The 12,173-nt window shown below is 58.2% G+C and carries 15 protein-coding genes and 1 pseudogene; 10 read left to right on the forward strand and 6 right to left on the reverse strand.

Annotated elements, in window-relative coordinates; genetic code table 11:
* Positions 1-2 precede the first annotated feature (2 nt).
* From AACY44_RS24975 to AACY44_RS24985, 3 genes are read right to left on the reverse strand one after another with little or no spacing between them, the layout of a single operon-like run.
* Complete coding sequence (locus tag AACY44_RS24975; protein WP_339420631.1) at positions 3-980, reverse strand: ABC transporter permease; 978 nt, start codon at positions 978-980, stop codon at positions 3-5.
* A complete protein-coding gene (locus AACY44_RS24980) occupies positions 977-2,530 on the reverse strand; it encodes a sugar ABC transporter ATP-binding protein (protein WP_339531271.1) in 1,554 nt (517 codons plus the stop codon). Before AACY44_RS24980 ends, AACY44_RS24975 begins: the two co-directional genes overlap by 4 nt.
* A 57-nt stretch (positions 2,531-2,587) precedes the next feature.
* The gene (locus tag AACY44_RS24985) at positions 2,588-3,547 is read right to left on the reverse strand and encodes a sugar ABC transporter substrate-binding protein (protein ID WP_049712409.1); all 960 of its coding nucleotides are present in this window, start codon (positions 3,545-3,547) and stop codon (positions 2,588-2,590) included.
* Between the two features lie 562 nt (positions 3,548-4,109).
* Between AACY44_RS24985 and AACY44_RS24990 the strand changes: the two genes are divergently transcribed.
* The 3 genes from AACY44_RS24990 to AACY44_RS25000 all read left to right on the forward strand — a co-directional run bounded on the left by AACY44_RS24990 (position 4,110) and on the right by AACY44_RS25000 (position 6,333).
* Positions 4,110-5,198: an asparaginase gene (locus AACY44_RS24990; RefSeq protein WP_339420628.1), complete on the forward strand. Its 1,089-nt coding sequence runs from the start codon at positions 4,110-4,112 to the stop codon at positions 5,196-5,198.
* Between the two features lie 189 nt (positions 5,199-5,387).
* Positions 5,388-5,639: a DUF1654 domain-containing protein gene (locus AACY44_RS24995; RefSeq protein ID WP_082224448.1), complete on the forward strand. Its 252-nt coding sequence runs from the start codon at positions 5,388-5,390 to the stop codon at positions 5,637-5,639.
* A gap of 4 nt (positions 5,640-5,643) precedes the next feature.
* Positions 5,644-6,333, forward strand: a complete 690-nt coding sequence (locus AACY44_RS25000; protein WP_339420626.1) for an endonuclease I family protein — start codon at positions 5,644-5,646, stop codon at positions 6,331-6,333.
* A 31-nt stretch (positions 6,334-6,364) separates the two neighbouring features.
* Here the strand turns inward: AACY44_RS25000 and AACY44_RS25005 are convergent, their stop codons facing one another.
* Positions 6,365-6,730 carry an SPOR domain-containing protein gene (locus tag AACY44_RS25005; RefSeq protein WP_339420641.1) on the reverse strand — a complete coding sequence of 122 codons (366 nt, stop codon included), beginning with the start codon at positions 6,728-6,730 and terminating at the stop codon, positions 6,365-6,367.
* A gap of 263 nt (positions 6,731-6,993) precedes the next feature.
* Here AACY44_RS25005 and csrA point away from each other — a divergent pair, with 263 nt between their 5' ends.
* The 3 genes from csrA to AACY44_RS25020 all read left to right on the forward strand — a co-directional run bounded on the left by csrA (position 6,994) and on the right by AACY44_RS25020 (position 8,028).
* A complete protein-coding gene (gene csrA, locus AACY44_RS25010) occupies positions 6,994-7,188 on the forward strand; it encodes a carbon storage regulator CsrA (RefSeq protein WP_003192511.1) in 195 nt (64 codons plus the stop codon).
* 211 nt (positions 7,189-7,399) lie between these two features.
* Entirely contained in the window at positions 7,400-7,639 is a 240-nt protein-coding gene (locus AACY44_RS25015; protein ID WP_339420625.1) for a hypothetical protein, read from the forward strand.
* A gap of 95 nt (positions 7,640-7,734) precedes the next feature.
* Complete coding sequence (locus AACY44_RS25020) at positions 7,735-8,028, forward strand: hypothetical protein (protein ID WP_339420624.1); 294 nt, start codon at positions 7,735-7,737, stop codon at positions 8,026-8,028.
* Positions 8,029-8,048: 20 nt separating this feature from the next.
* Here the strand turns inward: AACY44_RS25020 and AACY44_RS25025 are convergent, their stop codons facing one another.
* The gene (locus AACY44_RS25025) at positions 8,049-8,726 is read right to left on the reverse strand and encodes an HAD family hydrolase (protein WP_339420623.1); all 678 of its coding nucleotides are present in this window, start codon (positions 8,724-8,726) and stop codon (positions 8,049-8,051) included.
* A 206-nt stretch (positions 8,727-8,932) separates the two neighbouring features.
* On the opposite strand from AACY44_RS25025, the pseudogene AACY44_RS25030 reads away from it, so the two are divergent.
* From AACY44_RS25030 to AACY44_RS25045, 4 genes and pseudogenes are all read left to right on the forward strand, one after another.
* Positions 8,933-9,259: pseudogene (locus tag AACY44_RS25030) on the forward strand (alpha/beta fold hydrolase); the annotation flags it as partial.
* 92 nt (positions 9,260-9,351) lie between these two features.
* The gene (locus AACY44_RS25035) at positions 9,352-9,597 is read left to right on the forward strand and encodes a DUF2790 domain-containing protein (RefSeq protein WP_339439320.1); all 246 of its coding nucleotides are present in this window, start codon (positions 9,352-9,354) and stop codon (positions 9,595-9,597) included.
* A 42-nt stretch (positions 9,598-9,639) separates the two neighbouring features.
* On the forward strand, positions 9,640-10,311 hold the full coding sequence (locus tag AACY44_RS25040; protein WP_049712399.1) for a heavy metal response regulator transcription factor: 672 nt from the start codon (positions 9,640-9,642) through the stop codon (positions 10,309-10,311).
* Positions 10,308-11,708 carry a heavy metal sensor histidine kinase gene (locus AACY44_RS25045; protein ID WP_339437346.1) on the forward strand — a complete coding sequence of 467 codons (1,401 nt, stop codon included), beginning with the start codon at positions 10,308-10,310 and terminating at the stop codon, positions 11,706-11,708. The genes AACY44_RS25040 and AACY44_RS25045 overlap by 4 nt, the downstream gene beginning before the upstream one ends.
* Before the next feature lie 11 nt (positions 11,709-11,719).
* Here the strand turns inward: AACY44_RS25045 and AACY44_RS25050 are convergent, their stop codons facing one another.
* A complete protein-coding gene (locus tag AACY44_RS25050) occupies positions 11,720-12,166 on the reverse strand; it encodes an anti-virulence regulator CigR family protein (protein WP_339420619.1) in 447 nt (148 codons plus the stop codon).
* Positions 12,167-12,173: the final 7 nt, after the last annotated feature.

Here is a 12,173-nt window from a genome sequence, read left to right on the forward strand (position 1 = left end):
GTTCAGCCTCGCCGACTGGCGCGCTGGCTGCGGTAGGTATCCAGAACCACGGCAATCACGATCACGGCACCGGTGATGATGCGCTTAGTGGGTTCCGTGGCACCGATCTGCGCAAGGCCAGCGGCCAATACCGAAATAATCAACACACCAAAAAAAGTACTGATCACCGAACCACGCCCGCCCATCAGGCTGGTACCACCGATGACCACCGCAGCGATCACTTGCAGCTCCAGGCCGGAACCCGCGTTTGGGTCCGCTGCTTCAAGGCGCGATATCTGGAACAACGCCGCCACGCCGGCCAGCAGGCCCATGAGGCTGAACACCAGGATCTTGTAAGGCTTGGGATTGATCCCAGCCAGGCGCACGGCTTCTTCGTTGGTGCCGATACCGATCAGATAGCGACCAAACACAGTACGCGTCAGTACGAGTTGCGCGGCGATGATCACCAGCAAGGCAATGATGAACGACGGTGAGATACCGAAGAAAATCGGGTTGGACAGCCAGGCAAACGAATCACCGATGTAAGCCGTGCGCGATCCGGTCATCTGGTACGCCACACCACGGGCCATTTCCAGCACGCCGAGGGACACGATAAATGAAGGAATGCGCCAGGCCACGGTGATCGAGCCGGTGATGGTGCCGGCCAATGCCGCGCAGCCCATACCCAGCACTGCGGCCGGCAATACACTCCAGCCCCAACTGAGAATGGCCACGCTGACGGCCGAGGCCGCCAGTGCCAGCACCGAGCCCACTGACAGGTCGATGCCGCCGATGATCAGGATGAAGGTCATGCCCACCGCCAGAACCATCAGGTCCGGAATCTGGTTGGCCAGGGTGCTGAAGGTGGCGTAGGACAGGAAGTGGTCGCTGAGCACCGAAAACAGCGCAATCATCGCCAGCAAAGCGCCCGCCAGGCCCAGGTAAGTGCCCAGGCCATAGAAGTTGCCGCCGGCTTTACCGGGTGAAGTGGTGGTTTTCATGGGGTATCCCTAAGCACTGCGTCGTTGAGCAGCGCATCATGTTTTTGATAGCCGGCAAAGGCGGCGGCGAGCAATTCGTCCTGAGTCCAGCTGTCGCGCTCGAAGGTGTCGATCAGGCGCCCAGCGGACAACACACCGATGCGATCACAGATCAGCATGAGTTCACGCAGATCGCTGGACACCACCACCAGCGCTTTGCCCTGGCGGGTCAATTCGCCGAGCAAGGCATAGATGTCGAATTTGGCACCGACGTCGATACCGCGAGTCGGCTCATCGAACAGCATCACCGAGCAATCGCGCTCCAGCCAGCGGCCAATCACCACTTTCTGCTGGTTACCGCCAGACAGCTCGGACACCAACTGCGCCGGGCTGGAACTGCGAATGCGCATGGCATCGATCTGGCGCTTGGCCAGTGCGGTTTCGTTGCGGCTGTTGACCAAACCGCCTCCGGAAATTTCCGGCATGTTGCCCAGGGCAATGTTGGCGCTGATGGACTGGGTCAGCAGCAGGCCTTCGCCCTTGCGGTCCTCGGTGATCAAAGCAATGCCATGGCCCACCGCGTCTACCGGCGAGCGGATGCTCACCACTTGAGCCGGCGAACCGAGTGCAACAGTGCCGCTGTCGGCAAGGTCGGCGCCGAAGATCAGGCGTAACAATTCAGTACGACCGGCGCCGATCAGGCCGGAAATGCCGTAAATCTCACCTGCGCGCACTTCAAAGGACACGTCGCGGACTTTGTCCGAGCGGGTCAAGCCTTTTACCGTCAGGGCCGGGCCACCAATGGTGCGTGGGCCCAGGTCAATGTGTTCGCCCAGTTCACGACCGACCATCAAGGTGACCAGTTGTTCGCTGTTGTAATTGGCCATCGGCTCGACACACACCAACTTGCCGTCGCGCAACACTGCAATGCGCTGAGCAACACGGGCCAGCTCTTCCAGCCGGTGTGAAATGTAAATGATCGCCACGCCCCGGGCCTGCAGACGAGTGATTTGTTCAAACAGCATCTCGACTTCACGGGCGGTAAGCATCGCCGTGGGCTCGTCGAGGATCAATACGTGGCAATCGCCGATCAGGTTGCGGGCGATCTCGACCATTTGCTGATGGCCAATGCCCAGGGTGCCGACCAAGGTATCCGGGTCGATGGCGTCCAGGCCGACCTGGGCCATGGCCTCAATCGCAGCCTTGCGCAGTTGCTTGCGGCTGATCCAGCCACAGTGGCTGGGCAGGTTATCCAGAAACAGGTTTTCGGCCACGGTCAACGTGGGCAGCAGGTTGAGTTCCTGCATAACCATGCGCACGCCCAGCTCTTCGGCCTGGGTGCGGCTGGCTGGACGGTAGTCCTGGCCATTAAACTGCATGTGCCCGGTGGTGGGTGTGACCAACCCGCCGATGATCTTCGACAAGGTACTTTTGCCTGCGCCGTTCTCACCAGTCAGCGCCAGCACTTCACCACGATTGAGCGTCAGGGTGATGTCGGACAGAACCGGTTGGGCATAGGTCTTGCCGATACCGCTGACCGAGAGGACAGCGTTCGGGGCGGAAGATGACATAGGAAAATCTCCAGGCGCCCGCTCAGGACGAGCGGACGCTGTTGGGTGCTGCCAGGATTACTTCTTGAGGACGAGTTCGACCGGGGTTTCGATCACGCCGTCTTTGGAATCGACTTTCTCACCCTTGACCAGCTTGAGCGCGTTCTGGATACCGAACACGGCTTGCTGGGCAGCAGCCTGGTCGGCGGTCGCCAGCACACGGCCGTCCTGCAGCATCGGCTTGATAGCCTCAATGTTGTCGTAGCCTACGACCAGCACCTTGCCGGCCTTGCCTGCCGCACGCACAGCGGACACGGCGCCCAGGGCCATGTTGTCGTTACCGGCCAACAGGGCCTTGAGGTCCGGATACTCGCTCAGCATGGCGGAAGCCACTTTGCGGCCTTCGTCAATTTCCCAGTTACCGGATTGCGTAGAGACGATCTTCAGGCCGGCAGCGTCCATCGCATCCTTGAAGCCAGCTGTGCGCTGCTGGGCGTTGGTTGTGGTCGGGACGCCTTCGATAATGCCGACCTTGTCACCCGAGGCCAGTTGCTTGGCCAGGTAATCGCCCACCAGCTTGGCGCCTTTGCGGTTATCCGGGCCTACGAAAGGGATATCGAGGTTTTTGCTTTTCAGCACAGCCGGATCCAGGCGGTTGTCGATGTTGACGATCTTGATCCCGGCTTTAGAGGCATCCTCCAGCACTTTCACCAGCGCCTTGGAGTCAGCTGGCGCGATAACGATGGCATTGACCTTGGACAGGATCATCTGCTTCACGATATCGATCTGCGCGCTGGTATCGGTTTCGTTCTTGATCCCGTTGGTGATCATGTCGAAATCGGCGGCGTGATCTTTCTGATAAGCCTTGGCACCGTCTTGCATGGTGACGAAGAATTCATTGGCGAGGGATTTCATGACCAGGCCGACCTTGGGTTTGGCGGCGGCGTCATCAGCAAATGCAGAGGAAAGAGGCAAAGCGGCGGATGCGGCAGCAAGCACAGCGACAGCAAGAAGACGTCCAGCGAATGGCAGCTTCATGGGTTCACTCCGATCTTATGATTATTGTGAGCAACGCTTGCACCGAAGAGTGCTTCGGCAGCCTTCCCACCCGGGCGGCTGATACGAGCTGTCACGACACTTCAGGCGTGTTACGTGAAACATCTCGCAAACGTTTGCGTTATTCAAACTATGAGAACCTTGTCGAGATTTGTCAACGGTTGAAAGCAGCCTTTCATTCAAGCCATACAGCACCTCGCTCGCGCCTGACAAAGGATGTGATTAAACACCGCCCTCCCCGGCCGCTCTCTAAAACGACAGGCCGTGCCGCGCCACGCCTACAAACTCGAAGGACCGACCGCCAACTTTTTTCGGACAACCGAACGCAATACAGCCCGATGTTCGGAAAGCCGGACGCCCACTCGGTCTAACAGGCCACGAAAAGAATATAAATTCTTACAAATCAATAAGTTATTTTACGTCCGCGCGCACAATCGGCCTGGTACAGATCCTGCTCTACTCAACCACCTCGTGGCATTCAGAACCGCCCGGGTGTTCTAGATGAACCTGCTACAGCACTCATCAAAAACCAGAGAGAAAAATAATGAAATCTGCACTGAAGACTTTTGTTCCGGGCGCGTTGGCCCTCCTGCTGCTGTTCCCCGTTGCCGCCCAGGCAAAGGACGTTGAAACCAAGACCAAACTGTCCAACGTGGTGATCCTCGCCACCGGCGGCACTATTGCCGGTGCTGGCGCCTCCGCCGCCAACAGCGCCACCTACCAGGCCGCCAAGGTCGGCATTGAGCAATTGATCGCCGGTGTTCCTGAGCTTAGCCAGATCGCCAACGTACGCGGCGAGCAAGTGATGCAAATTGCGTCTGAAAGCATCAACAATGAAAACCTGCTGCAACTGGGTCGTCGCGTCGCCGAACTGGCTGACAGCAAGGACGTGGACGGCATCGTGATCACTCACGGTACCGACACTCTGGAAGAAACCGCCTACTTCCTGAACCTGGTAGAAAAGACCGACAAGCCCATCGTGGTGGTCGGCTCCATGCGTCCAGGCACCGCGATGTCGGCAGACGGCATGCTCAACCTGTACAACGCCGTGGCCGTGGCCAGCAGCAAAGAGGCACGCGGTAAAGGCGTGCTGGTTACCATGAACGACGAGATCCAGTCGGGTCGCGACGTCAGCAAGATGATCAATATCAAGACCGAAGCGTTCAAGAGCCCATGGGGCCCACTGGGCATGGTGGTTGAAGGCAAATCCTACTGGTTCCGCTTGCCAGCCAAGCGTCACACCATGGACTCGGAGTTTGATATCAAAAACATCAAGAGCCTGCCCGATGTCGAGATCGCCTATGGCTATGGCAACGTGAGCGACACCGCCTACAAGGCCCTGGCTCAAGCGGGCGCCAAAGCCATCATCCACGCCGGTACCGGCAACGGCTCGGTATCGTCCAAAGTCGTACCTGCACTGGTGGAGCTGCGCAAGCAAGGCGTGCAGATCATTCGTTCCTCCCACGTCAATGCCGGCGGCATGGTTTTGCGTAATGCCGAACAGCCTGACGACAAGTACGACTGGGTCGCGGCGCTCGACCTGAACCCGCAGAAAGCGCGCATCCTGGCGATGGTCGCCCTGACCAAGACTCAGGACAGCAAAGAGCTGCAACGGATGTTCTGGGAGTATTGATTCCCGGTGATACCTCGGCAGGAGCGGCTTGCCCGCCCCTGCCTCCTCGCAAACCCTTCGATAAAAACACCTGCGCCCTACACCAAATTACCTGAATTGCTGTCAGACGGACTTCTTGAAGTTTAAGCAGTTGCGAAATCGCCTACAGTTAAATACTGTATGTGCGTACAGCAAACTAAGGAATACTCCGTGGCAAAGTCCTCTCCCGCAGTGCCAACCCCACCTGGTGCCTACGAACGCCTGGCCATTCGTGTGCAAAAGATCATCAATTCGACCAACGCCCAGAAAGCCAAGGCGGCTTTGATTTTCCGTTTGCCGGAAGAGCCGGAGGATGAGTGGGCGCGCTTGCTGGAGGAAATCGCGGAGAACGACAACGTCACCCTCGCCTATCGGGACGATGGCGGTGTGCAGATTTTCTGGGTTGTGCCGAAGGAAGATTGATTCAATGAGTGTCCGTTTTATCGCTGTGTGTTGCCTGTTTTTCGCCGTTACCGCCCACGCCCAAGCGCCCCGAACCTTCAGCGAAGCCAAGAAAGTCGCGTGGAAACTGTACGCCCCACAATCCACCGAGTTTTATTGCGGGTGCAAATACACCGGCAACCGCGTGGACCTGAAAGCCTGTGGCTACATCCCACGCAAAAACGCCAACCGTGCCGCGCGCATCGAGTGGGAGCACATCGTTCCGGCCTGGCAGATCGGGCATCAGCGCCAGTGCTGGCAGAACGGCGGGCGCAAGAACTGTACGCGCCATGATGACGTGTTCAAACGCGCCGAAGCCGACCTGCACAACCTGGTGCCGAGCATAGGCGAGGTCAATGGTGACCGTAATAACTTCAGTTTTGGCTGGCTGCCGGTGCAAAGCGGGCAGTACGGCTCATGCCTGACCCAGGTGGACTTCAAGGCGAAGAAGGTAATGCCACGCCCTTCCATTCGGGGAATGATCGCTCGCACGTATTTCTACATGAGCAAGCGATACGGCTTGCGCCTGTCGAAACAGGATCGCCAGTTATACGAAGCCTGGAACAAGACCTACCCGGTGCAGTCCTGGGAACGTCAGCGCAACCAGACCGTGGCGTGCGTGATGGGACGCGGCAATGAGTTTGTCGGCCCGGTGAACCTTAAAGCCTGCGGTTGAAAAAGGGCGGAAACCCCGCCCGTCCAAGTCGTTACTGCGTAGCCTTGTGTTCAATGATTTCTGAAACAGTATCGGTTTTCTTGGCTCGGGCCATTTTCTCGTTGAGCAGCGTCTGCTTGGCTTCGGCTTCGGCCTTGGTTGCAAACGGCCCCAGCAGTACGTCGTCCTTGCCGTCTACCTTCACGATGTAAAAATTGAAACCATGTTCCAGCAACCAGGCCGTGAGGTCGGTAATCGCCTGCAACTTGTGGTCCGGCGGGCCAACCCGCACGTCCCATTCCTGGGCGGCAATCGCGCCGGTCTGGGGCTGGCTTTCGGTCACGACAGGCTTGGCCTTTGGCGCATCGACGCTTTTGCCTTCACCGCAACCGGCCAGTGCCAACACCGCAATTGCCATCGCTACTTTACGCACTGCCCTGCTCCTTTAAAGATAAAGAGGCGACTTTATCATTCGCTGTCTATTCTGGCCGTCATAAACGTTGGATTAAACAATGCGAATGATGTATCGCAGACCTGTATGATGCCGCCATGGGAATTAATGTCGCCTCTATGCGTCCTAAAAAGAGGCAGTCACAGGGAAGCGCTAAGCAGTACGCTACACACATCCGACACCTGCCCTGTCTGAAACATGTGTCCTTAAAAGTAATCAAGGAGAAGTCCATGCTTATACTCACCCGCAAAGTTGGTGAAAGCATAAACATCGGTGATGACATCACGATCACCATTCTGGGCGTCAGCGGCCAGCAAGTACGAATCGGCATCAACGCCCCCAAGGATGTTGCCGTGCATCGCGAGGAGATCTACCAGCGCATCCAGGCCGGCCTGACTGCTCCGGACAAAAACCAAACGCCTTGAAGTGCCTTCAGTAGCCAGCCCTTTCGTTCACTGTAACGGCTGGCGAAAACTCCTTGGAACTGCTTTTGTCTTTATTGCGTGAGTGACGTCGCCAATGTGTTCATCTTCGTGGACAAGATGAAACTGTCTTCACGCTTGGAACTTGCTCTTTCATTCAAGGCCGAATCTCCTGACTGACTCTAGCCATTCGTGTGCATTCAGGAGCACGTCAATGAGGCCTACGACCACCCCACAATTTGCCTACAGGTCTTGGTTGATCGCCCTATTGATAGGGTTGATCTTCGTCGGGCTGACCTATGGCTTGAGGTACGCAATCGAAGGCACTGGCTCCACCGCCCCCCACTCGTGGCTGGACCTGGCGCTGCTGCTCGGCGGCTACCTGTTCCTGTTTTGCCTCAAACCCATCCAGCGGGCCGTGCAACGTCGGTTGTGCCGACAAATGACACGCTGATACCGCATTCGTCGCTATCAGATCGCCGGTGTTTACAGCGCTCCAACTCGACCTATGCTTGGGCGTGCATGATCAGTAAAAGGGGCTGAAGCAAGATGGATACCCTGAGTAAATCGAAAATCGAGTCCGCACTGGCAGCCCGCCTGCCCAGCTATCAAGTGACTTGCACATTGCATGCGGACGGAACGCTTTCGGCAGTGCTCAGCGGCCCGGAAACCGACCACTTTGCAATTACCGGGATCGTACGCGCCCATTATCAGGGCGCCGAAGCAATCGCGCGGCTGGCCAATGAAGTTCTCCGGGAGATGGTGCTGTCACGCCAAGGCATGAGGAATGATCGGATGCAGCCGCCCGATCCAGCCATTGCCGAACAAGGCCGAGGCCGTTAACGGGCTCGGCCTTTTTTGTGTCAGGCAGCACCGCTCTGCACATACAACAAGCCGTCTGCGTCGCACTGCACCTTCAACGGTTCATACCCGTCAATCGAAGGATGCTCGGTGACCATAGGCGTGTGATGTGTCGACGTCACGACCATCACATCCGCCCCTGCTGCCTCTGCCGCCCGGATGCCTACCGCCGCGTCTTCAAACACCAGACAATCCTGCACCGGCACACCCAGGCGTTGCGCGCCCAGCACGTAACACGCGGGGTTCGGCTTGCCGACGGCAACATCTTCAGCGGTCACCAGCACCGCCGGCGGCGCAATACCTGCCGCTTGCAGCCGGCGCAACGCCAGTTCCCTGGGTGCGGAAGTGACCAGCGCCCACTGATCACCCGGCAGGCTATTCAAAAACGTGACCGCGCCGGGGATCGCAACAACACCGTCCACATCATTGATTTCAGCCTCGGTAATCCATTGTGCCTCCACCTCAGGATCGACGCCTGGCAATGCCTGGCCTGTGATGGTATCGATCGCACGGGCACCGTGAATGGTCTTCAAAAACGCTGCCACATCCAGGCCATGGCGTTCAGCCCAGATGCTCCACACCCGTTCGGCAGCGGCAATGGAATTGAGCAACGTCCCATCCATATCAAATAGAAAGGCACGGTAACGGCGGTTGAATACAGCTGAACCTTGGATGGACACTGCTTGGTTTCCTCATCGACTTTAACAAATATCGGCCCGATGCAATCTACGGATCACCTCGGCACTTGTAAACGCAACCGACGTCGGATGCATTACAGGTTTGTAAGGCAGCCGCAAGTCTTGGCAGCACCCTCACTTCATACAGCGAAGTCGTCAGTCACCCACGCCGGATGACGCCACTTCCTCCTGATGAAAAGGGTCCCACCATGAAACCTGCAAGCAAACTCTGCCTGATCGCCGCCAGCCTGCTGATGCTGGGCACTGGCACCGCCATGGCCGGCACGGTCGCACCGATCAAAGGCAATAACGTGGTGCTGGTACATGGCTCATGGGCTGACGGTTCGAGCTGGTCCGAGGTCATCACCCGCCTCCAGGTCACCGGCTTGCACGTTACCGCCGTGCAGAACCCGTTGACCTCGGTGGCCGAAGACGTCGCCGCCACCAACCGCGTACTGGACCAACAAGACGGCCCTACCGTGCTGGTCGGCCATTCCTACGCTGGCGTCAACCCTGAGCCCCGCATTACAAACTTGTCATCATCCTGTTGGTGAGCTGTTCGGGATGGCTGGTTACCGTGTACTCACTGCCACGACGTGACAGCCAACCCTTTTACAGAGATACCGTCATGAAACTGTTTATCCTCGGCTTTACCGCTCTGCTCGCAACCGGTTCTGTGTTTGCTGCCGAACCCGTGATCCACGACAAAACCGGCTTCTTCGTGCACCTGGATGTGGCCAAAGTACTGTCGAGCACCGACACCTACGGCCGATGCGGCATTGTCCCGGCGCAACTCAACTACCTGGACAGCCAGGGCCGTGAACACGTGTTGGACTACCAGGTCCTGGCCACCGGTTGCCCTAGTGACAATTGATCGGGCTACACTTGCGCCACGCATAGAGACAAGGCACTTCCCATGAACATTCTTGTAGTCGAAGACGAACCCAAAGCCGGCAACTACCTGCTCAACGGCCTTCAGGAGCTGGGTTATTCCGTCAGCCTCGCCCGTGACGGCGTGGATGGCTTGCACCAAGCCCTGGAAACGCCGTTCGACGTCATCGTGCTGGATGTGATGATGCCGAAAATGGACGGTTGGGAAGTGCTGCGCCGTCTGCGCAAGGAAGCCGACACGCCAGTGCTTTTCCTTACAGCCCGCGACGACATTGCCGACCGCATCAAGGGCCTGGAATTGGGCGCCGATGATTACCTGATCAAGCCGTTTTCCTTCGCTGAATTGGTGGCGCGTTTGCGTACCCTGACGCGCCGCGGCCCGAGCCGGGAAGAGGAGCAGCTACAGATCGCCGACCTGCACATCGACGTGCTAAAACGCCGCGTCACCCGCGCGGGCACACGCATCACCCTGACCAACAAAGAGTTCGCCCTGCTGCACCTGTTCGCGACCCATCAGGACCAGGTGCTGTCCCGTTCGCTGATCGCCTCGCGTGTGTGGGACATGAACTTCGACAGCGACACCAACGTAGTAGACGTGGCCGTGCGACGCCTGCGCTTGAAAATCGACGACCCGTTCCAGCTCAAGCTGATTCACAGTGTGCGGGGCATCGGCTACCGCTTCGATACCCAGCCATGAGCAGGCGCAGTCATTACTCCTTGACCCTGCGCCTGGCGTTGATCTTCGCGCTGCTCGCCTTCGCCCTGCTGGCTACCCTGGGCGTGGCGCTGTACCGCGAGCTCGAACGGGAGCTGATCATGCGCGACGATGCCGCATTGATTTCCCGTGTCGATCAACTGCGCAACTTGCTCAACGACAGCAACACGCTCGACCTGATCAAGACCAAGCCGGAACTGTTCCAGAACATGCTGGGTAACCACGAGTCGGTACTGAGCATTGCCGCGCCGGGACAAAAACCGCTGCTGCTGGTGAACCCGGGTAATATCGATTTGCCGTCCGTGCCACCCGTCGCGAAGGATCACGCGCTGGGACTCGCCGACGTGCACCATCTGCCTGGCGTGAATGGCGTGCCCTTCTCCACCGTCGCCGCCTCCATCGACTCCGGCGACCTAGGCAGCCTGCAAGTCACCAGCGGACGCCTGATGACCGAGCGCACCGCGGTGCTCGCCAGCTATCGCTTGAGCGTTTATATCTTGGCGAGTATTGCCGCAATCCTCCTGGCAGTGGTCGGTTACCTGCTTGTTCATCGCGGGCTCTTACCGTTGCGCCGCCTGGCCCGACACGCCCAGGGCATTGGCGTCGGCAACCTCGCCGAACGCCTCGATAGCCATGGCGCACCGAAAGAACTGCTGCCGATGATTGATTCGTTCAACACCATGCTTGAGCGACTGGCCAAGGGCTTTGTGCAACTGGGCCAGGTGTCCACCGACATGGCCCACGAACTGCGCACGCCAATCAATAACCTGCTGGGCGAAACCCAAGTCGCCCTGCAACAGAACCGCAGCATCGAAAGCTATCAGCAACTGCTGGCGTCCAATGTCGAAGAGCTTGAACGCCTGGCACGGATGCTCGACAACATGCTGTTCCTGGCCCGCACCGACCCGGCCAGCGCCCTGCGTCAACGCCAGGAGCTCAGTGCCACGGATGAGGTTGAACGCATTGCCGAGTACTTTGAAGGCTTGGCGGGCGATGTGGACATCAGCATTCAGGCCAGGGGTGAAGGGGTGATCTGGGCGGAGCCGATGTTACTGCGCAGAGCGCTGGCGAACCTGTGCGCCAATGCCATCAAATATGGTGCGCCGGGGACTGAGTTGTTGATTCAGGCGGTTCCTGATGCCGAGGGCATTTACCTGAAGGTCAGCAACCAAGGCGAAACCATAGCGGCCGAGCATCTGCCGCGACTGTTCGAACGGTTTTACCGGGTGGATGAATCACGAGAACGCTCCGCCCAATCCAATGGGTTGGGCTTGTCGATTGTGGCGACCATCATGCAGTTGCATAGCGGGCGGTACAGCGTGAGCAGCCACGATGGCGTGACCTGCTTTGAGCTGTTTTTCCCAGGACGCGTGGCGTAACGTTTGCCCCTTCAGTCAAAGGCGCCATTGAGTACTTCGTAAATGATGCCCGACGCAATGGTCACCAATATCAGATCGGTACCTGCTTGCTGCCATTCATACCCATCATAACGGGGCAACTGGCCCAATAAACGACCATCCAGTTTTTTGGCGATGCCCGGCGGTAATGGCTTACCGCGCGCGAGGTTCTTCTGGATACCAGGGGGCAAGGCTGGCTCCGGGTTCCAGTAGTTGCGGTAGCCACCCAATACATTCAGTACCCTGCCTCGATCGACGCTGGGGCCGTGACTACCCGATGCGCCTTTGCCTTTGGGTTTGTCATGCCCCTGCCCGACCGAGCTATTGCCTTTATTGTTCCCCTGCCCCTTGCCATTACCAGGATCGGCCAAGGCCATACCACTGCCAGCAAACAAGAAAAGCGAAAGCACGACAGACACGCATTTCAGAGACTTGATCATGGCGATT

This window comes from Pseudomonas sp. RA_15y_Pfl1_P11, assembly GCF_963970975.1.
GTDB lineage: Bacteria > Pseudomonadota > Gammaproteobacteria > Pseudomonadales > Pseudomonadaceae > Aquipseudomonas > Aquipseudomonas tritici.

Bases quoted from the DNA above. Each gene is read 5' to 3' on its own strand.
- AACY44_RS24975 (WP_339420631.1), bottom strand. From the start codon at position 980: ATGAAAACCACCACTTCACCCGGTAAAGCCGGCGGCAACTTCTATGGC.
- AACY44_RS24980 (WP_339531271.1), bottom strand. From the start codon at position 2,530: ATGTCATCTTCCGCCCCGAACGCTGTCCTCTCGGTCAGCGGTATCGGC.
- AACY44_RS24985 (WP_049712409.1), bottom strand. From the start codon at position 3,547: ATGAAGCTGCCATTCGCTGGACGTCTTCTTGCTGTCGCTGTGCTTGCT.
- AACY44_RS24990 (WP_339420628.1), top strand. From the start codon at position 4,110: ATGAAATCTGCACTGAAGACTTTTGTTCCGGGCGCGTTGGCCCTCCTG.
- AACY44_RS25000 (WP_339420626.1), top strand. From the start codon at position 5,644: ATGAGTGTCCGTTTTATCGCTGTGTGTTGCCTGTTTTTCGCCGTTACC.
- AACY44_RS25005 (WP_339420641.1), bottom strand. From the start codon at position 6,730: ATGGCAATTGCGGTGTTGGCACTGGCCGGTTGCGGTGAAGGCAAAAGC.
- csrA (WP_003192511.1), top strand. From the start codon at position 6,994: ATGCTTATACTCACCCGCAAAGTTGGTGAAAGCATAAACATCGGTGAT.
- AACY44_RS25015 (WP_339420625.1), top strand. From the start codon at position 7,400: ATGAGGCCTACGACCACCCCACAATTTGCCTACAGGTCTTGGTTGATC.
- AACY44_RS25020 (WP_339420624.1), top strand. From the start codon at position 7,735: ATGGATACCCTGAGTAAATCGAAAATCGAGTCCGCACTGGCAGCCCGC.
- AACY44_RS25035 (WP_339439320.1), top strand. From the start codon at position 9,352: ATGAAACTGTTTATCCTCGGCTTTACCGCTCTGCTCGCAACCGGTTCT.
- AACY44_RS25040 (WP_049712399.1), top strand. From the start codon at position 9,640: ATGAACATTCTTGTAGTCGAAGACGAACCCAAAGCCGGCAACTACCTG.
- AACY44_RS25045 (WP_339437346.1), top strand. From the start codon at position 10,308: ATGAGCAGGCGCAGTCATTACTCCTTGACCCTGCGCCTGGCGTTGATC.
- AACY44_RS25050 (WP_339420619.1), bottom strand. From the start codon at position 12,166: ATGATCAAGTCTCTGAAATGCGTGTCTGTCGTGCTTTCGCTTTTCTTG.